This is a genomic window from Arthrobacter tumbae (assembly GCF_016907495.1).
Classification (GTDB): Bacteria; Actinomycetota; Actinomycetes; order Actinomycetales; family Micrococcaceae; genus Arthrobacter_D; species Arthrobacter_D tumbae.
The window spans coordinates 1981451-2008040 of record NZ_JAFBCC010000001.1; the positions used below are offsets into that span (position 1 = coordinate 1981451).

Sequence of the window (26590 nt, forward strand, 5' to 3'; positions counted from 1 at the left end):
CAATGAAAAAGTCGCGTCAATACGGCGCCGTCACGCTGGCACTCGGGCTCGCCGTCAGCATGGGGGCCTGCTCCGCAAACAACGGTGGAGACGAAGGTACCGCGCAGGATACCGAGCTGACCGTCTGGACGCCGCACAACACCCCGCAGCGGCTCGCTGTCCAGGAACAAGTCGCCGCCGATTTCACGGAGGCGACCGGTATCGACGTCAACGTCGTTGGACTCGCCGCCGCGGAACAAAACCAGTCCGTAGTCGCCGGAGCCGCAGCTGGTGACCTGCCCGACATCGCACTGGTGGGCCCGGATCAGGTAGCCAGTTGGGCTTCCCAGGGCCTGCTCAACACCGATGCCGCGCAAAGCATCGTCTCCTCACTGGATGAAAGCACGTTCAGCGAGGAAGCTCTCAACCTCGTCACCGTCGACGGAGCGTACGGAGCGGTTCCATCCGACGGCTGGGGCGAACTGCTCTACTACCGCACCGACGTCTTCGAACAGCTGGGACTCGACGCCCCCTCGACGCTTGAGGACGTAGTGACCGCCGCGGAAACGATCTCCGACTCCGACCTCGGCATGACGGGCATCGTCCTTGGCACACAGCCAGCCGACGCGATGTCACGGGAAAACCTCGAACACATCAGCCTCGCCAATGGCTGCCACATGTTCGATGGTTCCGAGGTCGCGCTCGACTCGCCACAGTGCGTCACAGCCTTGTCGACGTACCAGCGACTGTCAGAAGCATCGGTTGCCGGAGACCAGAATGTCGAAAGCACCCGCGCCGCTTACCTTGCCGGGGAAGCCGCAATGGTCATGTGGTCGCCACACCTGCTCGACGAAATCGCGGGGCTGGACGCGAACTTCCCCGTGAGCTGCGAGCAATGCGCTGACGATCCCAACTTCCTGGCCTCCAACACAGGCGTGGTCGGACCGCTGACCGGACCGGACAACAGTGAAGGGACAGGTTACGGGCTGACGATGAACATGGCGGTACTCCAAGGCGCTAACGAGGACGCTGCTTCCCAGTACATCGACTTCGTCCTGAACGAGGGATACATTGACACACTCGCCATGACTCCCGAAGGTCGCGCCCCCGTCCGCACCGGCACTCCAGAGGAGCCGAACAAGTACCTGGAAGAGTGGAAGGCGCTCCCCTTGGGCGCGGACCCGGCGAACCAGCGTCCCTTCAACGAGGCATTCTCGTCAGAAGTTGCCGATACCGTGCTCGATGCCGCCAACAGTTTCACCCGGTGGGGATTCGGTACGGAGAACTGGGCGACCGCCGGCGCAGCCGCTTCGCAAAACTCCCTCGTGACGGATCTGAACATGCTGCTCGACGGAGGCTCACCCGAGGAGTACGCGCAGCACATCGCCGAAATCACCCAAACCCTCAAACAAGAAAACTCATGACACTCCAAGCATCCAAGCAGGAGCCTGGGCGAACAGCTCAGGCTCCTGGTAAGGAGCGGAAACACCGATCGGGGATGGCACGCAGGGAGGACCTCACCGGTCGCGCTCTCGTGACACCCACAGTCTTAGTCGTCGCTCTCGTCGTCCTCCTGCCCTTCCTCGCCAGCGTGGTGTTCGCGTTCCTCGACCTGGATGTGATCGACATCGGCCCCCTGGGTACGGGATCAATCGAATTCACCCTGGCGAACTTCACCGCCGCGGTGACCAGCAGCGGGTTCTGGTCTGCCCTTTGGACCACCCTGATCTATGCGGCGGCCACCACCATCGGTTCCGTAGTGGTGGGGCTGGCAGTCTCCCTGGCATTGCGCAAACCATTCAGGGGTAGGGGCATAATACGCGGACTCGTACTGGTTCCGTACGTGCTCCCGGTCGTTGCCGCAGTCATGATCTGGCAACAACTGCTCAACACCCAATACGGGGTGGTGAACGCGCTGGGCGAGCAATTCTTCGGCTGGACCGAACCGATTTCCTTCCTCAGCACAACCAGCCAGGACCTCGCTGGCATCCCGGTGCCCGTCACGCTCATCGTGGTCGTACTATTCGAAATCTGGAAGTCCGCCCCGTTGGCATACCTGTTCATTACCGCCCGGCTGCTGGCGGTACCCCGTGATACTGAGGAAGCCGCGCTCATCGATGGTGCCGCACCCTCCCAGCAGCTCCGGTATGTGCTCTTACCCCAGCTCTACGGGGTGCTTGCGTTGCTCGGAGTGCTCCGCTTCATCTGGTCATTCCAGAACTTCAATGACATTTACCTGCTCACCGGCGGTGCAGGAGGAACGCAAGTACTTGCCGTGCGGGTCTATGAGGAGCTCACCACACAGGGGGACATCGGCTCCGCCTCAGCGCTCGGATTAATCATGATGGTCGTCCTATCCGTCTTCCTCCTCATCTATGTGCGAATGAGCCGAAAGGAAGTATCGCAATGACCGGCGTTGCCACTGTGCGCAAGCCCAAGGGATCCACCCGGCACCGGATCGAGAACCGGGCGATACCGATCCTGCGTTGGACGCTGATCGTACTCACCGTCCTTGCCTGCGCCGGCCCGCTCCTCTACGGAGTCCTCCTCTCGGTGAGGCCGTTGACCCAGGTGATCAACGAACCCTTAGCGATCTTCCCACCGCTTTCCGAGCTGGATTTCAGCTCGTACGCGACCGCGTTGAAGGACGAGAGCCAAGGAGGATTCGGGCTCGCCCGGTTCATGGGGAACACCCTTTACGTCGCGATCGGCACAGTGATCCTCGCCATCCTATGCAGCGTCCTGGGCGCCTACGCCGCGGTCCGTCTCCGGTTCTTCGGACGCGACACCGTCAACGGAATGTTCCTCGGGGTCTACCTGTTCCCCGGGATCGTGCTCGCCGTTCCCCTGTTCGTCGTCTTCTCACGTATCGGGTTGAGAGGAGAGCTGATCGGCCTCGTCCTGATCTACCTCGCCCAGACGGTGCCGGTCGCCCTGTATATGCTCCGGAACTACTTCCTCGCGGTGCCGGAGAGTATCGAGGAAGCCGCCATGATCGACGGCTGTTCCAGGCTCCAAGTGATCCGCCGGATCGTGCTGCCAACCGCAATGCCAGGGATCATCTCCACCGGGCTCTACGTATTCATGATCGCCTGGAACGAGTTCCTCTACGCACTGCTCTTCCTCGCCGATGACCGCGACAGATGGACCGTTTCCCTCGGCGTCGCCCAACTGTCAGACTTCGCGGTGCCGGCAACGGTACTCATGGCCGGGTCGATCGCGATGACCATCCCCATCGTCATCGTCTTCATCATGGCCCAGCGCCTCCTACTCACCGGCCTCACAGCGGGAGCGGAGAAATGACAGGCAAAGCATTCATCCCGGCCCGCGTCGCCATTCTGGGTCTCGGTGGAAGGGGCGCTGAAGCTTACGGCTCCTGGCTGTTGAGACACCCCGCCAAAGCCACTGTTGTGGCAGTCGCGGAATTGATCAAAGCCCGCCGTGAAACGTTTGCTTCGCGGGCCGGCATTCCGGCGGGCGGCCGGTTCTCAGACTGGCGGGAACTGATGTCACGGGCGGACGAACTGGCGTTGGACGCTGTCATCATTGCACTGCCAGACCGGGACCATCTCGAACCCTTGATCACCGCCGTGGAGAAAGGGATCGCAGTCTTACTGGAAAAACCTATCGCCCCCGACCCTGAAACGCTACGCGCGGTTCAAGAGCGCATCGCCGGGTTGGAACACCGGGTGGCGGTAGCGCACGTGCTTCGCGAGACACCGTTCTGGCGATCGATTAAGGCTGTCGTCGATTCGGGAATTCTCGGTGAGCTGGCCACCATCCGCATGGAAGAAAACATCGGGTTCTGGCATTTCGCGCACTCCTACGTGCGCGGCAACTGGAGTAATTCCGCGACGTCCAGCCCGATGGTCCTGGCGAAAACTTCGCACGACCTGGACATCATCCGGTGGCTCAGCGGCCAAACACCGGAACGGGTGGCAAGCTTCGGGAAGCTCCTGCACTTCCGTAGGGACCGAGCACCGGCGGGCGCACCGTCCCACTGCGTCAAGGGCTGCCCCGTCTCCGAAAGTTGCCCCTTCTACGCACCGCGCTACTACGCCGAGGCGCTCAAAGACGTACATGGATGGCCGGTAGCTCTCGTCACAGACGACACCACCGTTGAAGGACGACTCGAAGCCTTAGCGGTCAGCCCCTACGGGCGATGTGTCTACCGCTGCGAAAACGACGTCGTCGACCATCAGCAAAGCCTCTTCGACTTCCCCAGCGGGCTCACTGCCACACTGACCACCTCCGCGTTCACCGGCCACAACACACGCACCTTCCAGATCACCGGCAGCCGAGGCGAAATGTCCGGCCAGATGGACTCCGGCCACATCCGATTGGAACGGTTCGCGCCCGAACCACCGCGGCTCGCGGACCTCGGAATCCAAGCTCTGGAATCCACCAACGGACCACTGGGCCACAATGTTTACGAGTGGACAGCCCTACCCGTAGCGTCAGATAACGGCGATCACCGCGGGCATGCCGGCGGAGACGATGCACTTACCGAAAAATTCATCGACGGTGTGCTCAGCGACCATTTCGATGACCACGTCAGCACTACCCTCGCAACCTCATTAGACAGCCACTGGATGGCATTCGCAGCCGAAGAGGCCAGGCTCAACAACACCATTATCGACTTCCCGGCGGGTCTTCCCGTATGACCGTCAGAATCTCAGAGAGCGACGAATGAGGATCACCGACGTCCGCCTGCGCCGGATCGAGGGCGTTCTTCCGACAGGCGAAGACGTATGGGAGGAACGACTCGCCCGTCCCATCGACATCTACCCCGAATACCGCAGAGACAATGACTTCGAGGGTGGCGTGCAACTCGTTGACGGGTTCCACATCACCACGTTCTTCCTGGAAGTGGAAACCGATCAAGGAGTGACCGGCCGGGCAGGACCTATCCCCGAAGGGGTCGCTTTCATCATCGCCCGCAGCCTGCGCAAGCTCCTGCTCGGCCAGGACCCCATCGCCGGAGAAAAGCTGTGGGACCAGATGCACCGCAGCCTAATCCACGGACGCCAAGGCGAGGCCATGCTGGCCATCAGCGCCGTCGACTGTGCGCTGTGGGACATCAAGGGGCTCTGGCTCGACCAACCGGTCTATCGCCTGCTCGGTGGACCCACCCGGGACGAAATACCCGCCTATGCGTCGATGCTGGGATTCTCCGTCCTCGATGAGCAGCGGGTACAGAACCGCGCGCTCGAGTACAAAGAGCTGGGATTTCCTGCCCAGAAGTGGTTCTTCCGGCACGGACCCATGAGTGGGCATGACGGGATGCGGCAGAACGTCAACCTGGTTCGCACCGTCCGCGAAGCCGTGGGCGAGGACTACGACCTGATGTTCGACTGCTGGCAGGCAATGGATGTCCACTACGCCGCGGAGCTGGCTGATCGGATCAAGGAGTTCAAGCCACGCTGGCTCGAAGAAGCAGTCATGCCGGACCGGGTGGGCAGCTACAGCGAACTGAAAAGGCGAACCTCCATCCCCCTAGCAGGAGCGGAACACGAATACACCAGGTGGGGAATGAAGCGCTTCGTCGACGCGAACGCCCTGGACGTCCTTCAGCCCGACATTTACTGGTGCGGCGGCCTATCCGAGACCCTGAAGATCGCCGCATACGCCACCACCCACGATCTCACGGTCATTCCCCACGGACACTCGGCAACCGCCACCCTTCATTTCTCCCTTACGCAATCTCCGATTCACACCCCGTACCAGGAACATCTGGTCACGTGGAACAGAATTCACCAGTACTTCCTCGAGAATCCCGTGACCCCGGCGAACGGGCAGCTCACCCTACCAACCGCGAGCGGCCTCGGGATGACCCTGGATGAAGCGAAGATTCACCGTGAGGAAGTGGTATTTACCTGAACCCAACAGAAGTTGCGGTCCAAAACGCAGAACCCCCCAGCCCAAGCAGCTAGGAGAACACGATATGCCCATGCAGAAGATCAGAACGGTTGCCCTGGCAGCCACGCTCGCCGTCGGCACCATCAGCGCGCTGGCAGTCCCGGCGGCCGGAAATTCCGACCCCGACAGCCCGAAGCCGGAGAACAAAGTGGTGCTCTTCGCCATCGACGGGTTCGACGCGGATTACCTCGATGGACGCGCGGACCTTCCAAACATCGACAAACTAGCGGCCAGAGGTTCACTGACCTCAAGCACAGGAGTCATGTCGTCAATGACCAACCAGTCCTGGGCTTCAGTGGCCACCGGCGCATACCCCGAGCGAACCCTCAACGCGTCCTACTACCTGGACAACACCGGCGTAGCCCGCGGGCAATCCCGGGTCATCGCCGTGGAAACCCTCGCCGAGTCGCTGGTCGCGGCAGGCAAGACGGTGGCTTCCGTCCAATGGTTCATCATGCAAAACCGCGGTGTAGCCTACGGAAACCCCGAAGCGCTCTACACACAGCCTGGAGGTGACTGCCAGGAACGCGGAAACGATGCAGTCGATCTCATCGAAAACGAGCCCGTCGACTCCAACGGAACGATGGTCACCATGCCCGAGGTGCCCGACCTGCTCGTCATGTATTGCGACGATGTTGACGGTGCAGGCCACGCTACCGGTGAGAACAGCGCAGAAACCAAAAACGCCCTAGAGCGCGTCGACGCGCAAATTGGTCGGGTAGTGGAGGCAACAAAGAAGGCTGGAACTTACGCCCACACAACCTTCCTGCTGACCGGAGACCATGGAATCACCTCCTACGATGACGTCAACGGACCCCAGAGCGAAGCCGCCATCGAAGCCGCCGGCTACGAAGCGGAATGGGTCAGCTCAGGCCGCCGCCCATCACCGGACACCGAGGTAGCCCTCGTCGGTGGAGGGCTCACCTCCGTGCACCTGCTCGGTGAGCTGGCAGGCAACACCGACGCCGCCGGACGGGTCGCTGCCGCCCTCCGAGAAGTCGAAGGAATCGGTGGAATCTACACCAAGGAAGACCAGGCTGACATGAAAATGGCACCATCCTACGGCGATCTCATCGTCGAGCCGGCACCGGGCTGGGCCATGTTCGCCGCCGACTCACCCCTCACACGCGGACGCCACGGCACCACAAACGAACTCAACGTTGCATTCCTGATCAGCGGCGCCGGCGTCGTGCCCGGACGCGCACCCGAGAACCCACGACACGTCGACGTCGCCCCGACCATCTCACGCATCCTCGGCGTTGAGCCGCCAACCGCAGCACAAGGACGCGCACTCACAGAATCCTTCACCCCCCGGCCATAACACTAACGACCCCCGAACCGAGGGGATGACCGTGACGAGTCCACCGTCATCCCCTCGATCCCGACATAACCGAAGAACGGTTCACTGCGTCATCGCAGCCACAGAGTTGGGTAATTCATCCATCCGGAATTGACGAACTGGTACGGCAATTACCTGTCGTGTGGGAAGCACCGGCGGGGCAAGGAGAGAGATCCGTCACCAGCGCGTGGATCCTCTGGGACTTCCCTCCACCATCATGCGAATCTATTGTCCGAAGTGCCTCGAACACCGGGCGCAAGGCTAGGAGCTAGAACGTGACCGTTGCGGATAACAACATCCGGCTCGATGACCGTGGAATTCTAATCTCCGGCGGACTGGGCGCTTTGGGCGGTGCGATCGTGAACACGCTTACCGCGGCAGGAGCCCGAGTAGTCATCAACGACATTAAGCCCGAAGACCAACTGTGTGAGCTGCCCCATTCCGTCGAAGGATACATACAAGGAGACGCTTCAACCGCGGGCCAAACCACCCTTCTCGTAGACCGATGCACCGAAATACTCGGTCGCCTCCCAGACGTCGTGTGTTGCCACGCGGGCATCGTCCGCTCGGCTCCGATTCTTGAGCACACGGCGCAGGACTTGGAAGACATGCTCCGCACCAACGTCATCGCACAGTTCTCTCTCGCGCAGGAGGTTTCGAGGAGGTGGGTGGCCGAAAACAAACCAGGCCACCTGATATTCACTAGTTCCTGGGTCCAAGACATCCCATGGCCGGGAATCGCCGGATACATCGCCACGAAATCTGCGCTGAAGGCAATCGCTAGGAGTTTCGCAAGAGAACTTGCACCATACGGCATCAGGGCGAACATACTAGCCCCAGGAATCGTGGCGGCGGGCATGGCACAACACCAATGGGACACCGAGCCCGACTACCGGACACGGACCAGCAGAGCGATCCCGCTCAGGAAAATGCAGGACCCACAATCAGTTGCCGACGCTTTCCTATTCCTCGCCAGCGATTCAGCCAGCTACATGACCGGTTCAACCCTGCTCGTCGACGGTGGCGCGAGCCTCTACCCGATGGACGAAACCGAACACTGACCCCGCCGTGAGTGCCAGGACATTAGGAGTGGTCCTCTCACACAATGTAGAGAACTACCGCAACCGGGATCCTCTACCGCTGCTTCTGGGCCTGCGCCGAAGTGCACGGTGGAAGATGGTGCGTAGACGTCGCCGCACCCGACGCTGTTTCAGACTCCCTAGATCTAACGACTGCCGCTGCTATAGGCAAGCTGACATGTCTGTGTAGGTTCAGTCGCGGGGCACTGGAGCCGTCCAGCTCCCTTCGCTTCGGATGGCGTGGGTGATTCGGTGTGTGATTTCGCGTAGCTGCCGGGTTTGTGGTTTGGTGAGTCGATCGAGGACCAGCTCGCGGACCGTTTGCACGTGACCGGGTGCCGCATCCTCGATCTTCTGACGGCCGATGTCGGTGAGGACTGCCAGGGTGTATCGGCCGTCGGTGGGGTCGGGTGTTCGCCGCATCCAGCCCTTGGATTCCAGCCGCGTAGCCGCGCGCGACAGGCGCGATAGTGAGCTGTTTGCGTACCCGGACAGGACGCTCATACGGAGGCTGGAGTCGGGTGCGTGGGCCAGCGCGTACAGCACACCGTATTCGAAGTGGGTCAGCTGCGCGTCTCGTTGCAGCTGACTGTCCAGGGCTGCCGGTAGCCACTCAAGAACAGTCGCCAGCCCGGCCCAGGTCTCGAGCTCCTCACTCGTGAAACTTGCCGAAGTGTCGGAGTCTTCCATTCCCCCAGAATAGCCGACTGCAGGCCCTCCTGTGACTTGCTTAGGAAACTCAAGCCATCCTAGTGTTCACTTGACTAAGAAAGTTAAAGCCGCCGCCGGGCGGCAGTAGGAGGTGGGAAAATAATGGATCTGGAATTGGTCGGTAAGAGAGCCTTCATCAGCGGTTCGACGCAGGGTATTGGTTACGCGATCGCTGAAGCGCTGCTGCGCGAGGGGGCAACGGTCGTGGTCAACGGCCGCGACGAGCAGAACGTACTGACGGCAGTTGAGAGGCTGAAGGTGGACGTGCCGGATGCTGATGTCACCGGTATCGCTGCGGACTTCACCGACCCCGAGCAGGTGCGTGAACTGATGTCCCTGTTGGGCGAGGTGGACGTCCTGATCAACAATGTTGGCGTGTTCGATGTCTTGGACTTCATGGAGATTCCCGATGAGGAATGGCAGCGCTATTTCGACATCAACGTGATGAGCGGGGTTCGGCTCTCCCGGCATGCGCTCGGCCCGATGCTTGCCAACGGCTGGGGTCGGATCATCTTCATCGCCAGCGAGTCCGGAGTGAACGTCCCAGCCCAGATGGTGCATTACGGGATGACCAAGGCAGCGATGCTCGCCCTCGGGAACGGGCTGGCCAAGCTCACCCGGGGAACCCAGGTCACAGTGAACACCGTCCTCGGCGGGCCAACCTACTCGCACGGCGTAGCCCAAGCAGTCGAGGGCATCGCACACACCCAGGGCATGGCCCCGGGTGACCTCAAGAACGCCATCGCGGCAGGGAACCAGACGTCCCTACTGCAACGGTTCATCGAACCCACCGAAATCGCGGACCTGGCGCTCTACCTCGCAAGCCCGCGATCCTCCGCCACGAACGGCGCCGCCCTCCGCGCCGACGGCGGAACCCTCACCGGCATCCTCTGACCGCCGCGCCACAGGGTGTCGACATCAACCCAACTGTCCGACGGCCCTGCCGTAACTTCTACTCGCACGGTAAAGGATCGGTGGGTTCACTCTCACCACATGACTGCGCCTTTAGGATGCAGTAATGAGCTCCTGGAATCTCCTATCGCTGCGGCCGCAAGATCCGGAGTTCATCGCCGCGGCGTTCGGGAAGGAGTCGCACCGGTACCAACGGCGAGAAAGCCACCGGTTAGACATCGTTGTCGACGGCCAGCCCTTGCGTTCCTGGGTGCGAGGCTGGGAACAGCCCGAGTGGCAGCACGAACTGCCAATCCTGGATTTCGTAACCCAGCTCTCCCGGTCAGCACCGTCGGAAGCAAAGCAACAGATAGATCAGTTGCGAGGACCCCAACCAGGCCAGGAGCCAGCGACGGCCGAGATGCTGTATTGCCCCGCTTGCTTCGACATATCTGACGGGATCCTTGCAGTAGAAATCAGCCGCACCGAAGAAACCGTTACGTGGCAACGATTCGGCTGGATCGATGAGAATGGAAGCACTGCTGACGCTCTGATTCCTAACGCGAGCCCGTTCTCATTTGATGCATCAGCGTACGACCACGAATTGAATAAGGCTCAAACCGCGCTCACCAGGAATTGGCGCACGCGATTCCGGCGGGGGCCGCATCAACCGGGAGGATACTGATGGGCCGCCACGGACGAGGCGACGGCCGGCGGCGTGCCACCTCACGGTTCAGGGTCATCCGGGTGGCAGCCGGAGTAGTGGACCTCTGCGACACTGTCATTGACTATGTTGCCGCGCTACTTCATCCAGAAGCAGGCTCCGTCCTGCCGCTTGACCCACCTTTCGCTTCCTCTGGAGCTAGCTCTCGCCGGATGCGCTTGTCGTGGCGGAAAGCCTTGCGGGTGGCCAGCATAAGGTCTTTCCCGGAAGGTGCGTGGACTGAGCATCACATCGGCGTAATCGTGGGCGGCGCAAGAGCTAACCACTATGTTGCTGCTCGTCCTAGCTCACCCGGGTCCTGCGACATCTTGCTGTCCAGGCGGATGAATCGGCGTGGACGCTGCGAGCTCTACAAAGACACGTCACAGGCTGTGCTCGAAGAAGCCACGGACCTGAGTCTCGTCCGATGGATGCCCGTGGGCATCCATCGGACGCGATAACGAGCACTCACTTCCGACGCGCAACCGAATCCACCGACCCACTAACGACGCTCACCATGTAGGAGTGCTTTCAGCAGCACATCCCGAGCGAGGACGCGCGCGGTGAGGGATCCGTCGAGCTGATGGTCTTGTTGCTGAGTATCACGGGGACAACAATGGGTTAGATGGGGAACTCAAAGGAGCGAGGCGAACTTCGCCGCTCAAGAACACTTCTAGTCTCTGCGCTTCTTGGTGTTGGATTCGTAATCTGCGCAACGCTGTTCGCATCGCTCATGTCCCGATACTTCTGGGTCGAAGATTCAGGAGTAAAAGAAGGATCGGCCACATTCGACCATCTGGTGAGCGCGACTCCCAGCGAACAAGGACTGTTTGCCTTCGCGGGTCTGCTGATCGTCATTGGAGTCGTTGCCTGGATCTGGCGGCCTTCTCCACCTAATCAGTGGCGCGGAGCGCAGGACTAGATGGTTCAGTAGCGTCGCTTCGGCTCACCATCCGCGCCGAACGGTGAGGGATCGGTTCTCGACTGCGGGTGGGGATGTAAGGATGAGCTGATGAAAACTCCTTCACCGTTGCTTCTGGATGGACCTCGCGGGAGACGTCTGTGTTTGGAGCTCGTCATGGAGCTGGATCCTGATATAAGGCAGAGCGCTTTCCGGTTTGCGCACAGCCTCGATCCGGCAAGTGGAACGTCGAGGGTCTTGATAGGAGCCGATACTGGGGAAACCGCCTTGCCGTTCCTCGGTTGGTCCCCGTCCGAGCTGGCAGCAGCAATCGTTTCACTCGACTTGGCTCATATCGGTGCTGGTGCGCTCAACGCCGCTCTGCAACGATCAGTAGAGGCGGCGCGGTACTGGCAGGAACCAGACGGAGAAGACATACTCGCTGGACTACCTGAAGTACGCGAAGCCTTCGCACCTATCGCGGATAAGATCTTGGCCCTGCCGTCGATGCAATGGCTCCGCGAGCCACGCCACATCGAACAATGGGCCATCGACTGGCGATCAGCTGACGACCCGGCCCCGTTGCCGCGTGCACCCCGGCAAGCACTATCGAAATGGGCGCAGGACGAGCGTGCGGAAGAACTGCGTGCCTCTCGGGACCGCCCGCAAGATCCACACGCCAACTGGTCCGGAACCTGGTGGTCAGTACCGCGCGGCACCATCAGCACTGTGGGGCAGATCCCGGCAGGTTTGAGCCTCATCGAGGATTTTTTGGGATGGGAGCAGGCAACCGTTATCGCTGTCCGCGGGATTGGCGCAACGTATGAGATCCGCACCGCAGATGACTGGGTAGCACTGTGCCGGAAGTACCCGCTGGAAGTAACCGCCTCACGCCGACACGACTGGTTCAAGACAACCGGTCGGAACGGCCGCTGGGTCCTCCCCGACTGGGAGCGAGTGGCCGATGAATGGGACGCCGTGCACCTGACAGGCTTGGGCTACCTCAGCAGCGCTGGCCAGGCCCTTCCCGTTGATTCCGACACGTCATCGGTCATCGCCGGCTGGGACCCAGACCGCACATTCTGGCTCACCGACGTGGCTCGAGAATGGGAGACACCACGACAGGCATGGCACCGCCCCTCACCTCAAGAAGAAGCGTGGACACAACTTCCGAAATAACGAAGGCGCGACGGTATGTCCGCTGAGGGATCGCCGCCGACCAGCACCCCGATGAGTTTCCTCGAGTTCCCTTCTGCTCGGGCCCCTCACGGGGCAAGCTTGGGTCATGCCCAATTCACCGAGTAGGCGGTACCCACACCCGTTCCAGATTTGGATTGGAATCATTGTGGGGGTTTGTTTAGTTATCCCACCTCTGCTGCGGCTAGAGGAGCAGGGATGGACTGGCATCAACATTTGTCAATGGCCATTAGTTTCTGCCCACGGGCGGCCAGTAAAAGTGCCCGCTGGTGGCCAGTAAAACTGCCCTGTGATGGCCAACAGATCTGCCCACTGAGTGGTTCGGCGGGGTTGGCCATTTTTGGGGCGGTTAGTTCAGGGCTGTGACCCCCTTACCGGCGAGGGCTTGGGTGAGGCGGATCGAATCGCCGCTTGTTTGGCAGACGTGGGCGTGATGCAGGAGCCGGTCCACGGTGGCGGTGGCGAGGGTTTTGGGCATGAGCTCATCGAAACCGGCGGGGTGGAGGTTGGAGCTGATCGCAATGGAGCGCTTCTCGTAGGCTGCGTCCACGACCCGGTAGAGACCTTCGGCGGCGTCCGTGGCCACCGGCAACAGCCCGATGTCATCAATGACCACGAGCTCGGCGCGGAGGATCCGGGACACGGCCCTGGTGACGCTGTCATCGGTGCGGTGCGCCCGGATCAGGACGCCGAGGTCTTCGAGCCGGAACCAGGCCACGCGCATCCCGGCTTCCACGGCTTGCTGGCCGAGTGCTTCGAGGAAGAACGTTTTCCCGGTTCCGGAGGGCCCGCAGACGACCAGGTTTTCCCGCCGGGTGACCCATTCCAGGGTCCGTAGCGCGTGTTGGGTGGGGGCGGGGATGGAAGACGCGTCGGGGTCCCAGGCGTCGAAGGTTTTCCCGGTGGGGAATCCTGCTGCTTTGCGCCGGTTGGCGAGCATGGACCGTGCCCGTCCGGCGGTTTCCTCCGTGAAGAGGGCCTTGATGACCTCGACCGGCTCCCAACGCTGCGCTTTAGCGGTGGTGATCAGTTCCGGTGCCAGGGCGCGGGCGTGCGGCATCTTCAACTGACGCATCAGCGCTTCAAGGTCCGCAGGCAGGGGCGGTGCGGTGGTGTTGGTTGTGGTGACCGGGCTCATCGGGCGTCCTCCGCTGTGGTATCTGCGGTAATGGTGGTGTCGCTGGTAGGGGTGGTGGTGTGGTTCGGGGCGGGGTTGCCGATCGCCGCCCAGGCACTCGTTCCTTGAGTCAGCGAGGTGGTTTCATTCGCGGCGTGCGTGGTGGTGCGTTGGGTGGTGGCATTGAGGATCGAGGCCAGGTCACCGTGGGCGAACCGGCCATGCAGCGCGGCGGTCCCGAGAGCCCGGTCCACGGCTGCGGTGCCGGCGATCTTCGCCAGGGTGACGGCTTCGGCCATTTTCACGTTCATCCGCTGCGCGCCGGTGGCGGCTGCTTCGATGAGCCAGGTCCGGGCGCCTTCCCCGAGGGCCAGGAACTCGGCCTCGTCAGCGGTGCGGGCCTTGACCGTGTAATCGCCCGGGATGCGGGTCCTGGTGCCGGGGAAATGCTCATCACAGATGGCCGGGCTGCCCGGGCGGGTACGGCGGTGTCGGGCGACTTCGACCGGACCGGCTGGCCCGTGGTGGACGATGATGATCTGCTCGCCGGGCCCGGTGCCGTGGGCGCGGACGAACACGCGGGCGCCGAGCAGGTGCGCGGGCACCGAGTACTGCCCGTTTTCGAAGGTCACCATGGGGGTGTTCTCCGGGACGGTGCGGGCGAGCCCGAACGCGACCGTATGCGCAGCACCCGGGATCCGGTGCAACCGGGGTTGTTCCTCGGTGAGCATGGTCGCGGGTTTGCGCCGGGTAATCCGGTGTTCGCGCTGGTTCACATGATCCATGAACGCTTCGCACGCCTCCTCCAACTCGGTGAAAGTGCTGTAGTCGGTGCGGAGGTTGGTGTCTTTGGGTACGAGGTCGGCTTTGGCGAGTTTCACCGCGGCTTCGACCCCGCCCTTGCTTGCCGGGTCGGCGGGCTGGCAGGTCAGCACCGTTACGCCGTAATGCCGGGCGAAGTCCAGGGTCTGCTGGTTCCTCACCGGGACCCCGGCGACATGGGCGGTGGTCACGGATTTCTCGTTATCGGTGAGCACATACGTCGGTGCCCCGCCCAGGATCCGGAAGCACCGGTCCAGGGCGGCGAACACGCTCGGCGCGGTCCGGTCCTTGAGCGGAATCACGATCCGGAACCGGGACCAGGCCAGCCAGGCGACGAACAGGACGGTCTTCACCCCTCCGATGCGCGGGCCGTCGCCGAAGTCGTACTGCAACCACATCCCCGGCTCGGTGATCCACGGCCGGTGGACCCGGACGTGTCCGAGCCGCCACGCGGCTTTGACCTGAGCGATGGCCCGCCGGGTGGAGCGCTCAGAGCCTTCATAGCCGAGGGCTACGAGCTTGTCGTGGGCTTTATCGGCGCGGATCCGGCCGTTGGATGTTTGGACCCACTCCTCGATTTTGGGCAGGAACGGGTCGGTGACCCGGTCCCGGGCAGCGGGTTCGGCGATCGGGCGGCCGGCGTCGCGTGCCGCGACATGCTTGGCAACAGTGTGGTGCGAGCAGCCCGTGAGCTCCGCTGTTGCGCGCAGCGACCCGGTCAGGTCGTAGGCAGCAAGAATTTCCATGATTTCTCCGTCAGACTTCATACAAGGGGTCTCTTCCTCGGTCAGGTTTGATGCGATTCGACACCGTCATCAAACCCCGGGAAGAGGCCCCGTACCGCTTAAGACGCGGTAGGAACAGTAAGGAAGTGGGCAGATCTCATGGCCACCGGTGGGCAGTTTTACTGGCCGTCAGTGGGCACTTTCGTGGCCGCCTATGGGCAGTTTTTCATGGCCGCTAACAAACATTTTCTTCGTTATTGCAGGTTCAGCGATAACAGCGGTCTGGATCGTACTCGCGGTCATGCGAACGCGTGCCAGACGTCATGACACAGAAACGGGTATCACTGGACCTTCGTCCGAACGCATCAGTCCCCGGGAGTGACGACGCGTGACTCATCACAGCCGAATCTCCCGCCGAGCGGCACGGTAGAGGATCCGTGCGGGCCGGACATTCAGCTGATGGATGAAGCAACGCATACTGAGTGGGTGAGAACCCTGAATGTACTGAGCGTGGTACCGGCTCAGGTGAGTTATGAGGGGCGAACCACCCCTATCGAGTTTCATGATTTCGTGATCGACGGACGGCTCTTGCGCGAGAGGCTGCAAGTTCCCGCTGACTTCAGTGCGATCGAACAAGAGACGACAGCATTGCGTCGAGACTGGCCGCACGCTGCTGTCGAACAGATCGACAGGCTCTGCCTCACCGAACCAGGGGATTTCGTGGACGGCCGTGTTGCTATTCTCGCCTGCCCGGTCTGCGGGGATATCGATTGTGGCGCTGTCAGTGCCACAATTTCGGTCGAGGAAAGCACCGTCACTTGGGAGGAATTCGGCTGGCAAGACGGATACACGGATGATCCACCGCAGCCATGGTTATTCGAGCCTCAGTGTTTTACCTTCGACAAGACCGCCTATCTGGCCCTCATGCATCAGCTCCGCGAACAATTCGCCGAGCTTGTACCGCCACTTGAGGAAGAAGAAAAACAAAACAGGCGGCCGCTCCTTGCGTGGCTTCGGCGGTCGAAACCTCGAGCTTAGACATACGTTGACCGTAAGTAACGAAAGAGGTGCTCAAGCACTGCCCCGAGAATGCGCCCGGTTGAGGATGAGCTAGAGGACGACCTTTGGCTGTTGCTAGTTCTCGTGGCTCATAGGTAGGCGATGCAGAGTGCTCTATTCGGACCGCGAAGGCGCTTTGGGCGCTCTGCGGTAGGCGTATGGGAGCCAGCCCAAAAACCCTAGGTTCAAAGCCAGGACTACCCAGAAGAGAACCGGATTAGACGGGTCTCCATCGAACAAAAGTGAGAGGCGATTTAGCAATAGCAGCACTGCGAGGAAGCCTATGAACAGGATTTCGCCCCTGGTCGCCCGTCTTAGCTTCCAACTGCCCATGCAGCGATCCTAGTCTCTGAGTCAATAACGCCGGGATGCGGCAGCCCCGCCTATTGTGGGTCATGCACTGACTGCTCGCCAGACGGGCTTAACGACAAGACAAGGCACGGTGGAGGATCGCTACTGATAGTTGTCTTTTGATGCATCCTGATGAGATGCAATCGAGCAAGCGAGAACAGAAGAGCATCACTGAAAGCGTCACGGTGCTGCTCAACCGATTGGACCCAAACAGGGTTGAACCCGGCGGCCATGACGGTGCCCCGTGGGACGAGTACGCGAACGAGGCGCATTCGATGGCAAGCCTGCTCATCAACAAGGGATCAATCACTGTCGATCAGATAGACGCGATTTGGCAGAAGTGGTTCTCGGAACCACTTAGCGTCGTTGTCGGTGCTACGCAGACCGAGCAGTTCGCTGCTAGCCTCAACTCGCTAATCGGACCAGCGGAGCAGCTGAGAGTCTTCAGTGATAACGCCTCTTTGGGTCCGAAGGTTAGGGCGGCGATTATGACTAATGACGACATGTCCAAGCTGACATTGGAGCGCGGTGTCGCCATCCGCCAACGCTGGGGTCGTGCCGCCGTTCAGGTGGGAGGGCTGCAATGGTCCATCGACGATAGACCTTTAGCGCTCATCCTGCAGGAGGCTAGGTCGTCGCTGCCGAAGGAAGGGCGCCACCTCACCGCTGACCTCTACTATTCCGTTTTGCAGCGAAGCAACGATGACTACGGGGACGCCGGCCGCGACGCACTACGGTTCCTGCTCGGCGAGGACGATTGGGAGGGATTTCCCGGTCGTGTTCCGCTCCTTATCGGACAATGTCTGCATGTCGAGTGCGCAGTGATCAGTGCCATCATCGAACGTCACGACGACGCTGTGACCTGGAGCCAGTTCCAAGCTCACCAACCTGGGCCAGAGGTGGAGGGATTCCCGTTTCCTTCCGCCATCACCTATACATTTGACCGCGAGCAACACGATTCCGTTCTACGCGAGGCCCAAGCCCAGATCTAGGTCACCGGATAGCGTTCGATGGGCGATAACCAATCGAGACTTCAAGCGAAGGCTGTCAGTAGGCTGTCCTGATGGCCAACATAGACGCCTTTCGCTTAGTTCCTCGATCGAGCTCGATTGACCGCATGCACCCCGAAGGTGAGCACCGCATTGATTTCCTCGATGTGATGGTGAAGGACCAACCATTACGCGAGCTGATACGGGTACCTGAGGAGTTGGCGCCTTTGGAGTTCGGGGCAACCTCACTCAGAGACGATATCGGGCCACGAGCTGCTATCGAGCAGTTGGATCGGTTCCTCGGACGCCTGCCCGGGGACTTCGACGATGGGCGTGTGGCCTTGTACCTGTGCCCGATTGATGGTGATTTGTTGTGCGGCGCGGTGAGTGTGGAGATAGTACGCACGCCGGAGGCGGTGACTTGGCGGAAGTTGGGGTGGGAAAAGCCAGAGGCGTTGGACGAGCCTGAACTGACGCTGTTCCATGACCAATCCTTCACATTCGATCGTCGGCAGTACGAGGAAGTGCTCGAAGGCCTTCGCAGCAAATACGCGGCGCGAATGACCCCATCAGAAGTTGCGCGTAACGCCGTCCGCCGCTTCTTACAACGTGGGAAGCCCTGATCTCGTGAGGGTGGTGCGTTCTCGACGCACAGCGGAAACCATGTGCGCTGAGGGATCGGCGATTGGGTGTAGGTCCGCGATTGGTCATCCTGTTGGCTTCACCCTTCGGCTTATTTGTGGAAGAGTGCCTTGAAAGTCCATGTGGGGGTGGAAAGTAATGAAATTACGACGATCGCTGGGTGCAACCGCTAGCGCCCTTCTTTCTCTTGTCTTTCTGGCGGGATGTACCAATCAACCCGAGGACGAGGGCCTGTCTACATTCAGCTCGATGGATCAGGCTTACGCGGCCGTGGATGAGGTATTACAGTGCGAGTCCGATCCGGTCGGTGATCCGATCGTGCCTGTGGGAAATTCCGGGAAACTGACTACTGAGCAGAGGCTGTGCTCCGAGCATGTACAGGTCGACCTGTATCCGGATGAAGCCGCACTGCAGACAAGCTTCGAAATTTTGGTCAATTCACACCAGGGCGAAGTCCATCTGGTCCGAGGGGCTAATTGGATTGTTGTCGACGTGACCGATGTAGCGACCGGCGAGCCGACGACCTGGGACATCCAACGCCTAGCCGAGGAGCTGAACGGCCGGTACACGACTGCTGGCACATAGCCGATCCATAGCCGCTGAGGAGCCCATCATTTTGAACAGCATACTGGTCGCCACTTCGCCCGGTTCCCCGACTATCGGAGGAATCGTCGGATCCGCGATACTCCTGATCATCCTCGTGGGCGTCCTCGTAAGATTGATCATCGTCATGGTGCGCTGTGGAAAAGACGGGGTCAAAAGGGAAGTACTCGGACCGGTCTTCAAGTCCGGCGGAGTTCAATCCGAACTATATGGCTTCAAACCGACCGAAGCCCAAGATCTAAAGCCAGATGAACACGGCTCTGCATCTGACGACTCACGCCGGAACCCGTAGTCATCCGCTGCTGTCTGAGGGATCTTGTCTCAGTCGACCTAGGTCGGAAGGGTGCGGTGAGGGATCCCTCACCGCACGCTCACTCATCCCTCGTGTGTGGACCGGGCAAATGGTTCTCGACCAGTACGATGAGCGGCATGAAGGGGGAACCCAAGTCGAATGAGTCATGAAGAAGATGCACCTCATGCTTTGTTGGAGATCGCATCAGAAGCGCAACGGATCATTGCAGATTTACCGGAGGGCGTGAGTGGGACCGTTGATTTCCGTGGACATCATGTGTACATGGAACTTCAGCGTCCTGGTTCTCCTGCTTTCGAGATAGTCCTCGGGAGTGAGGTTCCTGAAATCGTCTACGACGCACAGTTCATCCAATTCAAATCGATTGGCGGTGAGATGGAAGATCAATTCGAGTTCGCGCGAACGACTGCGAATGAGATCGCTGAATTCCTTCTGAGCGGAAGGGCCGTCACCGAGTGCAAGAGCCGTATCTTCAAGCGGACCTATCTACTCATACCCCTGTCCGATGGCACTGAGTGGAAGATGAAGAAATTTTCTGCCAACTGAGCTTGGACTCGCGTTTCGCCTCTCAATCAGGGTACGGCGGCGCCCCACCTGCTTGCCGCAGCATTAATGATGATGAAGCACGCCAAGCTGTCCTCGCCCTGGTGCCTACGACAAGGGCCAGATACTGGGAGACCTGAAGAAGTGCCCCCGGCTCCTCATCCCATCCATTACCGAGCCCTTAGTAAGACGGTCGAATGGGCCAAGGCGCCGCGCTGCCGTTGTGAGTACTCTTCACCCACCAGGCGCCAGAATTGAAGAAACAAGAAATCCTTGGGAGGTGAAGTGCACAGATTCGACCTTCGCCCAGATTCCACTGGAGGTTTCGACTTCCTGGTCGATGGTGTGTTCCTACGTGAGTTGGTTTTCGAACGTGAAGACATGGAAGAGCGCGAAGTTAGCCGCCTTCGTCGACACCGACTCTCGTCCAGCATGGCTAAGGAACAAGTCCGTCGTCTGAAAGGAGAGCTTTCCGGACCGTTTTTCCCGCAAAGAGTCTGGCTCTACTTCTGCCCTGAGTGTTACGACGAAGGTTGCGGCGGCGTAAGTGTAACGATCCAGATCGGAGACGACCGGGTGACATGGAGCGATTTTCGGCACGACGCACCCACAACCAAAGGTGAGCTCGAGACCTTCGACGATGAAGACGTCATCACCTCAGTTGGAACGCTGGTATTTGATCGCGCTGAGTATGAAGCTGCCTTAGACCGGACAGCTAAACAGCTACACAGCATCTTCACGAGCGGCTCACGCAGTAGACGTTAATGAGCCTAGGATCCCAGTGATCCCTCAGCGCTCCCTTTCGTCTTCGGGATGGGATTGAGCTGATTCGTACCATGCTCGTCCGTGGCGGTACCGGAAGGCACTTCCGTCATAGCCGACCGGGCGAAGATCGATCTCGTCGACCATCCCAGCGCCCGGGCGTTGAGCCTGGTTGTAATCACCGTGGTAGCCGTCGTAACTTCGGATGGCTGGTTGCTCCATGGTGATGGGATCCGCATAGGGAGAGCTTGCATCGACGACTCCTGACTTTTCGCGGAGGACGATTCCAGCGAACGAAGGACCGGCGAAGCCGTAAAGGAGAGTCCGCTGCGCATCTGGGTTACTTGATTGCGGAAGGACCGAACTCTCATCCCAGATCCATGGTTCGTGCGTCATGGCGAGGAATTCACTCTGGGTTGAGGCGTTGATTCGGTCGATTCCATGATCTGGGCAATAGTCGGAGACTGGAATGTCGTCATCACTTGAGAGCTCATATTCCCCTTCGGGGTCGGCACGGCTCCATTCGGTTCGGCAGATGCAGGAGTCTGCGCGCAGGTCTTCCGCCTCTATCACGGCCCGGAGCCCGATGGGAGTGTAGGGTGCAGCGGCTCCCTCGATCTGCGGGACTTCCCAGACCAGGTCATGCCCGGCCGCTCGCACCGCGACAAGGCGCCAGAAGAACAAGACTGCCTCGGCGATGGCCAGCAGGGTCGCTGCAACGGCGACGGTGGCAATCAAATCCGAGACTATGTCGCCATCGGGGCCCTCGAACTGGCGTCCACGTTCGGAGCTGAAAAGCAGGATGGTGATAGTCCACGCCGTAGCGGTCAACGCCGCCAGCGACAACAGAAGGAATGCCCGCCTGCGGAAGAACCGCGTCACCGCGTTCTTCGCATTCGGTCCTATCAACGTTTCTCGCTCTGTGAGCGAGGCGCGAGCCAACGATCGCACTTGCGCCAGGCTTCGAAGCGCGCCGGCCGCATAGGAGAACGCCCAGAGGCCAGCCAGGGCTGTTCCGACCCACCACACCGCGGTCGCCGCCGGCTCACCTTCGCGGCCAAAAGAGATGGCGACGATTAGCAACACCAAAGGAGTGATTGTTAGACCGCGGCGCCCCAGGAACCAGCCGATGGCGACAAACCCCCCGAGGAGGCCCGCGCTTGCGAGGTCGAACATGTCGAGGGCGTCATAAGGGCCGACCCATAGATCGTCTTCTAAGTCCTCCCATCCCCGGTCCACAACGTATGCGATTCCCGTCGTTATCACGGCGATGAGCCAAGCCACGACCCCGTGTTTCCAGCCAGAACGCGGAAGCCGAAGTGCCGCCCACGCCTCCGCCTGCGGACGGATTACCTTGCCCCCAACCAATGAATGCCTTTCCATACCGTCATCTCCATGCTGCCAGTCCTGGTGCTCTTGAGGGTTCAGCCCTGAAATCGCCTCACTGTTAGCCATGATCCGTCCCCGGACAGCTTGAGGATCGACGCCTATCCGTGTTCTCTGCCGGGCAGCGGCGCTCCGTTGAGGAATGCCTCATACGCTTCTCGCGCGCCTTCCTCCACCAAGGGTTGCTGTGAGCTGTATCTTCCATCGGCGCGGTCGCGTTTAGGGCCAGATACCCAGTACTCTTCGCCGGATTCGATGTCATAGAAGTTCGAGTCGAAGTTTGCGCGGGCCGTGCCGGTCACTCGGTGCAGGGTTCGTCCGTGGAAGTAGGCGGTGCGCCAACTCTTGCTGAACCGCACAAGAGAGATCCAGGCCGGCCCTCTGTCAGTGTTGTATCCGGTCTTCAGCTGGACGTACATGATGCGCTCGTTCACGGGCACAGTCTATTTGCCGGGCCTGCGGGGATCCTTGTGCAGTGGATCCCTCGCCTGACACTGTTCGTTGACCTAGATCTGAGCTTGGGCAGCACGTAGAACGGAGTCGTGTTGTTTGCGATCGAACGTGTATGTGACGGTCGACGGGAAAGGGTACCCGGGCACGTCTGGACCAGGCTGGTGGGCATGGAATTGCCCCCAGGTCACAGCGTCGTCTTGACGTTCGATGACGGCACTGATCACGGCGCATTCGACGTGCAGACATTGCCCGATGAGGAGTGGAACACGGCCGGGAAACTCCTCCCATTCATCTTCGCCGAGTAGGAACCGTAGCGCGTCGCGTCCGGCGTCTTCATAGAAGTCCTTGCGTCGCTGGAAAACGGAATAGTAGAGGTCAGCCGTGAGGTGGCGCCCTTCCTTCGGCAGTGATGGTCTGGCCTCCTGCAGGGTGAACGCTAAAGGTTTGCCGTCGATGGACCACTGCAGCCCTCCCAGCTGAACGGCGGCACGACCCCAGCGTCGGGGGAAGCTGACACCGCGCTCTAGTGTCAGCTTCGACATGTAGTCATTCATCGCTGTCCTAAGTTCCTGGGAAGGATCATCACTGTGAGCTCACGGCTGCTGCGCTGGCTCGATGAGCGAGTTGAGGCTAGCCGTGAATTGCTTCGCACGCGTCGCACCGACAATGACGATGAGTGGTTCCGAGAACCACTTCTGCCAGATCGCGTCGATCTGATCGGTGGTCACGGATCCATTGTTGATGAGGAGGCTTGCCATCGGCTGTGCCTCGCTCACATACTCGTCCCACGGGGCACCGTTATGGCCACCGGGTTCAACCCCGTTTGGATCCAATTGGTTGAGCAGAACGGTGACGCTATCAATGATGCTGTTCTGTTCGTGCTTGCTGAGTTGCATCTCATCAGGATGCATCAAAACACGACCGTCAGTAGCGATCCCTCACCGGACACCTCAACCGTGTGAAAAGTGCCTCATGGCTGACACACTGAGTGCATGCTTGAACAGGAAGTGCTGGACGCTGCCCTAGCGCGAGCAGACGCTCTGAGGAGAGGCGACGGCGAGCAGTTACGCCGCCTGCTGCACCCGCAGTTTCGATGGGTTTCGCACAAAGGAGACCACTTTGACCGCGATACCTACCTTGCATCCAACACCGAGGGGCAAAACACTTGGCACGCTCAGATTCTTGAAGAGCCGAATATCACGATGATGGGCACGGCGGCTGTACTCACCTGCACTGTGAAGGACGACGTATCGAATAGCGCCGGGCGGAACCAATACCGAATGCCCATGACTCAAGTCTGGGTCTACGAAGGAACCTGGAAACTGGTTGCCGGCCATGCAGGCCCGCTCATTCCATCTCCCTAACCACGAAACGCATACTGAGCCCATCCCTCAGCGGACGCTGAAGACGGGGTTCCTTGGGCAACGATACGAAGACGAATTCCCGTTCGGCTAGAACCGCGATCTAGCTGCCTACATAATCAGGTAATGGAGCGGCAGACCAAGTGGCCCCGCCTAGGGCTGAGATCCCTTGCAACAAAATCACTCGTGCCGGCCGTGCTCGGATTGAGCGCTGCGCTTTCCGGCTGCAGCCCTGCGTCGCTGGGTGCACCTCCTTGCTTGCCGCCGATGCATTCGGTGAGCCCGACGAGTGCGCCAATTGGGGACGTTGTGACTATCGAAGCTCCCGATTCGGAGTGCGATCCGCGTTATGGCCAGAATGCCAAGGTACAAGTCACGGTTACAGATGCCGCTGGCAAGAGGATCATCAAGACAACAGCGCCGATGAATGATGCGGGCGGGTTCACCTACACCTTTGAGGTGCCGGCGGAGGCGACAGCTGGGTTGGCCGCTGTGGAGGCATACCCACACAAAATTGACTGGTGCGATGACACGGGAAAGAACAATCGCGTCTCCGACGGCACGGCTCCGCTCGTCCGAGTGTCTTGTGCGGAACGTATCAAACCGCTCAAAATCATCAGCGGAACGCGCTGAGGAAGGCGATCCCTCACCGCACGTATGGTGCATCTAGTGCTTGGAGGCTTGCTCGTGCCTTATCAATTTACGGATGCGTTCTGCACGACCTGCGAGACCGGGAACCGCGCCCGAGGGAAGGTCAGTGACGGCCCGCCAACTAAGATCATCACTTTCCTCACTGACCGCAATCATCGAGTCTCGGGGCACTACGGCACCGAAGGCCAAGTCGACGTGCGTCCTGCAGGTACCAAACGCTGAGGAGACGTCATGGATATCAGCGTCCAGAGGAGCCGTGGAAAACCAAAGTTCAGCGCTGATGCCCGATTCCTCGCGGAACTCACGCCGGGCAGCTTCGCGTAGGGATGCATCCTGGTCCTCGATGTGTCCACCAAGCTGGACCCAGAACTGACCTTTGCGGTGAAAGGTCAGAAGCGTTTGTTCAAGCATTTCGTCGAAGACGAAGCAACTGGCGGTCAGATGTACCGGGTGACCAGCTTTGGCGAGAGCGTGACGTCCGTGCTCGTCGAGATGCAACGACACTCTCTCCAGAGTGTCCCGCTGTATTGGATCGGCGTGTGCCGCCCATGCCTCTTCCAGCTCTGCAGCGGCTGTCTCCAGCAGATTCAAGCCCATCCGACCAACCTACGTCAGCGCAGCACCGACAGATTGAAAGAGTCTCCGTTTCTTCGATAGCGGTCCGGTTAGCGTGAAGCGGTTCGCCGTGCGCCGTGCGCCGATAGGATGAGCGAATAATGGGGAGTAGCGGGGGTACGTCACTGGGCATGAGTAGGAACTTCCTGCTGCTCTGGGTAGGGCACGCGTTTTCCTCGTTCGGGTCCAGCGTCGCCGCTATCGCCTATCCAATCGTGACCCTCGCTGTCACCGAATCTGCCACTCTTGCAGGGCTCGTTGGGTTCGTGGGCCTGGGGGCAGGAACAATTTTCAGGCTCCCCGCGGGAGTCCTCATCGACCGGGTTCCCTTGCGTCGGCTACTGGTGGTGGCTGACCTCGTCCGCGCCGTTGCCGCCGGCATGGTGTGTGTGGCGCTGATTGCCGACCGTTTGACCTTCATTCAACTGCTTCTCACCGCGCTGGTGACCGGAATCTGTGGTGTCTTCTCGGATGCAGCGCAGAGTGTGGCCGTCCGCCACGTTGTCCCACCGGATCAGCTACCGCAAGCCTTCGCCCTGAATGAAGGCAGAGGACACGCCGTCGGCCTCGTCGGACAACCGGCAGGCGGGCTCCTCTACTCGGTCCAACGGTTCCTCCCCTTTCTGACCCATGCCCTGTCCTACCTGCTCAGTGCCCTGCTCATCCGATCCATCAAAGATCCGATGACCGGGACACCCCCAGCAGATGGCCACGCGAAGATCCGCTCCGAACTGTTCATAGGGCTCCGCTACTTCTGGGGCGACGCGTTCCTCCGGGCCAGTATGATCTGCGCGGCCGGATTCCAGTTCATCTTTTCCGGGCTCGCCCTAGCCTTGATCGCCGGACTCACCGCCCGCGGCACACCAACATCGGAACTTGGGCTGATCTTCGCCCTCGGCGCTGCCGGCGGCATCGCCGGAGCCGTGATCGCGCCACTCATTCAGAAGCGCCTGAGCCCGGTTCTCCTGGTCACTGGCTTCGGGTGGACCGCGACGCTTTCCCTGCTGGCCCTGGCGGGCGTGGACTCCACCATCCCCGCAGGTCTGCTGATCGGCCTGATCTACCTGACAGCTACTCCTGCGAACGCGATGTTCGTCGCAGTCCAGATACACATCACTCCCAAGGAACTGCAAGGCAAAGTCCTCAGCGCCATGCTCCTGGTCGCCGGCATCTTCACCCCGCTCGGACCACTGGGAGCTGGATTGCTGATCGACTTCATCGGCTACAGCGGAACGTTCCTCGCCTTCGCCGCCCTGTCCGCGCTGCTGACAGTTGCTATGCACGTCATGCGCCCCATCCGCACGATGGTTCACCCAACCTAAAATTCGATCGGGCGATCCCTCTTATTGACTCGTCCTATACAAGCGGATCCTCCACCGTTCCTTCCCGTGCAAGGTCAATGGGCCGGGAGGTGGTGGAAGACCTTTTTAGGGTCAAGTGTGAGTAGCGGGCGAAACGTGCACGGACCGCTAGACATTGGAT

At 60.5% G+C, this 26590-nt stretch carries 26 protein-coding genes; 18 read left to right on the forward strand and 8 right to left on the reverse strand.

The features are described 5' to 3' along the window. Positions 1–2: 2 nt before the first annotated feature. From JOD47_RS09590 to JOD47_RS09620, 7 genes are all read left to right on the forward strand, one after another. Entirely contained in the window at positions 3–1403 is a 1401-nt protein-coding gene (locus JOD47_RS09590) for an ABC transporter substrate-binding protein (RefSeq protein WP_204533851.1), read from the forward strand. A 74-nt stretch (positions 1404–1477) separates the two neighbouring features. After that, positions 1478–2389 (forward strand): carbohydrate ABC transporter permease, encoded by a 912-nt coding sequence (locus JOD47_RS09595; RefSeq protein WP_239548059.1) that lies wholly within the window; start codon positions 1478–1480, stop codon positions 2387–2389. Further along, positions 2386–3282 (forward strand): carbohydrate ABC transporter permease, encoded by an 897-nt coding sequence (locus tag JOD47_RS09600; protein WP_204533853.1) that lies wholly within the window; start codon positions 2386–2388, stop codon positions 3280–3282. The genes JOD47_RS09595 and JOD47_RS09600 overlap by 4 nt, the downstream gene beginning before the upstream one ends. Then, positions 3279–4643, forward strand: coding sequence for a Gfo/Idh/MocA family protein (locus JOD47_RS09605; protein ID WP_204533854.1), 1365 nt, complete (start codon positions 3279–3281; stop codon positions 4641–4643). Before JOD47_RS09600 ends, JOD47_RS09605 begins: the two co-directional genes overlap by 4 nt. Before the next feature lie 25 nt (positions 4644–4668). Beyond that, positions 4669–5859, forward strand: coding sequence for an enolase C-terminal domain-like protein (locus JOD47_RS09610; protein WP_204533855.1), 1191 nt, complete (start codon positions 4669–4671; stop codon positions 5857–5859). A 70-nt stretch (positions 5860–5929) separates the two neighbouring features. Continuing rightward, complete coding sequence (locus tag JOD47_RS09615) at positions 5930–7219, forward strand: alkaline phosphatase family protein (protein ID WP_204533857.1); 1290 nt, start codon at positions 5930–5932, stop codon at positions 7217–7219. A gap of 293 nt (positions 7220–7512) precedes the next feature. Beyond that, positions 7513–8298 (forward strand): SDR family NAD(P)-dependent oxidoreductase, encoded by a 786-nt coding sequence (locus tag JOD47_RS09620; protein WP_204533859.1) that lies wholly within the window; start codon positions 7513–7515, stop codon positions 8296–8298. A gap of 210 nt (positions 8299–8508) precedes the next feature. On the opposite strand, the gene JOD47_RS09625 is transcribed toward JOD47_RS09620, so the two are convergent. Continuing rightward, on the reverse strand, positions 8509–9006 hold the full coding sequence (locus JOD47_RS09625; RefSeq protein WP_204533861.1) for a MarR family winged helix-turn-helix transcriptional regulator: 498 nt from the start codon (positions 9004–9006) through the stop codon (positions 8509–8511). Positions 9007–9129: 123 nt separating this feature from the next. On the opposite strand from JOD47_RS09625, the gene JOD47_RS09630 reads away from it, so the two are divergent. Beyond that, positions 9130–9921, forward strand: coding sequence for an SDR family NAD(P)-dependent oxidoreductase (locus tag JOD47_RS09630; RefSeq protein WP_204533863.1), 792 nt, complete (start codon positions 9130–9132; stop codon positions 9919–9921). A gap of 1778 nt (positions 9922–11699) precedes the next feature. Beyond that, complete coding sequence (locus JOD47_RS09635; protein WP_239548060.1) at positions 11700–12701, forward strand: hypothetical protein; 1002 nt, start codon at positions 11700–11702, stop codon at positions 12699–12701. Between the two features lie 367 nt (positions 12702–13068). On the opposite strand, the gene istB is transcribed toward JOD47_RS09635, so the two are convergent. Together istB and istA are read right to left on the reverse strand one after the other, a co-directional pair. Continuing rightward, positions 13069–13857 carry an IS21-like element helper ATPase IstB gene (istB, locus tag JOD47_RS09640; protein WP_204532013.1) on the reverse strand — a complete coding sequence of 263 codons (789 nt, stop codon included), beginning with the start codon at positions 13855–13857 and terminating at the stop codon, positions 13069–13071. Next, positions 13854–15425, reverse strand: coding sequence for an IS21 family transposase (gene istA / locus JOD47_RS09645; protein WP_239547998.1), 1572 nt, complete (start codon positions 15423–15425; stop codon positions 13854–13856). Before istA ends, istB begins: the two co-directional genes overlap by 4 nt. 417 nt (positions 15426–15842) lie before the next feature. Here istA and JOD47_RS09650 point away from each other — a divergent pair, with 417 nt between their 5' ends. The 6 genes from JOD47_RS09650 (at position 15843) to JOD47_RS09675 (ending at position 20645) form a co-directional block, all read left to right on the forward strand. Continuing rightward, on the forward strand, positions 15843–16421 hold the full coding sequence (locus JOD47_RS09650) for a hypothetical protein (protein ID WP_204533867.1): 579 nt from the start codon (positions 15843–15845) through the stop codon (positions 16419–16421). 509 nt (positions 16422–16930) lie between these two features. Next, positions 16931–17785, forward strand: a complete 855-nt coding sequence (locus JOD47_RS09655) for a hypothetical protein (protein ID WP_204533869.1) — start codon at positions 16931–16933, stop codon at positions 17783–17785. A 71-nt stretch (positions 17786–17856) separates the two neighbouring features. Then, positions 17857–18405, forward strand: coding sequence for a hypothetical protein (locus tag JOD47_RS09660; protein WP_204533872.1), 549 nt, complete (start codon positions 17857–17859; stop codon positions 18403–18405). A gap of 268 nt (positions 18406–18673) precedes the next feature. Then, positions 18674–19009 carry a hypothetical protein gene (locus tag JOD47_RS09665; RefSeq protein ID WP_204533873.1) on the forward strand — a complete coding sequence of 112 codons (336 nt, stop codon included), beginning with the start codon at positions 18674–18676 and terminating at the stop codon, positions 19007–19009. Positions 19010–19478: 469 nt separating this feature from the next. Further along, entirely contained in the window at positions 19479–19883 is a 405-nt protein-coding gene (locus JOD47_RS09670; protein ID WP_204533874.1) for a hypothetical protein, read from the forward strand. A 282-nt stretch (positions 19884–20165) separates the two neighbouring features. After that, a complete protein-coding gene (locus tag JOD47_RS09675) occupies positions 20166–20645 on the forward strand; it encodes a hypothetical protein (RefSeq protein WP_204533875.1) in 480 nt (159 codons plus the stop codon). A gap of 24 nt (positions 20646–20669) precedes the next feature. Here the strand turns inward: JOD47_RS09675 and JOD47_RS09680 are convergent, their stop codons facing one another. The 4 genes from JOD47_RS09680 to JOD47_RS09695 form a co-directional block, all read right to left on the reverse strand. Further along, entirely contained in the window at positions 20670–21926 is a 1257-nt protein-coding gene (locus JOD47_RS09680; protein ID WP_204533876.1) for a hypothetical protein, read from the reverse strand. A gap of 203 nt (positions 21927–22129) precedes the next feature. Beyond that, positions 22130–22462 (reverse strand): hypothetical protein, encoded by a 333-nt coding sequence (locus JOD47_RS09685; RefSeq protein ID WP_307836253.1) that lies wholly within the window; start codon positions 22460–22462, stop codon positions 22130–22132. Positions 22463–22534: 72 nt separating this feature from the next. Then, positions 22535–23023: a hypothetical protein gene (locus tag JOD47_RS09690; protein ID WP_204533877.1), complete on the reverse strand. Its 489-nt coding sequence runs from the start codon at positions 23021–23023 to the stop codon at positions 22535–22537. Positions 23024–23074: 51 nt separating this feature from the next. Continuing rightward, on the reverse strand, positions 23075–23392 hold the full coding sequence (locus tag JOD47_RS09695) for a hypothetical protein (protein ID WP_204533878.1): 318 nt from the start codon (positions 23390–23392) through the stop codon (positions 23075–23077). 81 nt (positions 23393–23473) lie between these two features. Between JOD47_RS09695 and JOD47_RS09700 the strand changes: the two genes are divergently transcribed. Next, entirely contained in the window at positions 23474–23845 is a 372-nt protein-coding gene (locus JOD47_RS09700) for a nuclear transport factor 2 family protein (protein ID WP_204533879.1), read from the forward strand. A gap of 306 nt (positions 23846–24151) precedes the next feature. Next, on the forward strand, positions 24152–24475 hold the full coding sequence (locus tag JOD47_RS09705; RefSeq protein ID WP_204533880.1) for a hypothetical protein: 324 nt from the start codon (positions 24152–24154) through the stop codon (positions 24473–24475). A gap of 33 nt (positions 24476–24508) precedes the next feature. Here JOD47_RS09705 and JOD47_RS09710 read toward each other — a convergent pair whose 3' ends face one another. After that, complete coding sequence (locus JOD47_RS09710; protein ID WP_204533882.1) at positions 24509–25090, reverse strand: NUDIX hydrolase; 582 nt, start codon at positions 25088–25090, stop codon at positions 24509–24511. Positions 25091–25239: 149 nt separating this feature from the next. Between JOD47_RS09710 and JOD47_RS09715 the strand changes: the two genes are divergently transcribed. Next, positions 25240–26430 (forward strand): MFS transporter, encoded by a 1191-nt coding sequence (locus JOD47_RS09715; RefSeq protein ID WP_204533884.1) that lies wholly within the window; start codon positions 25240–25242, stop codon positions 26428–26430. The last annotated feature ends 160 nt before the right edge of the window (positions 26431–26590 follow it).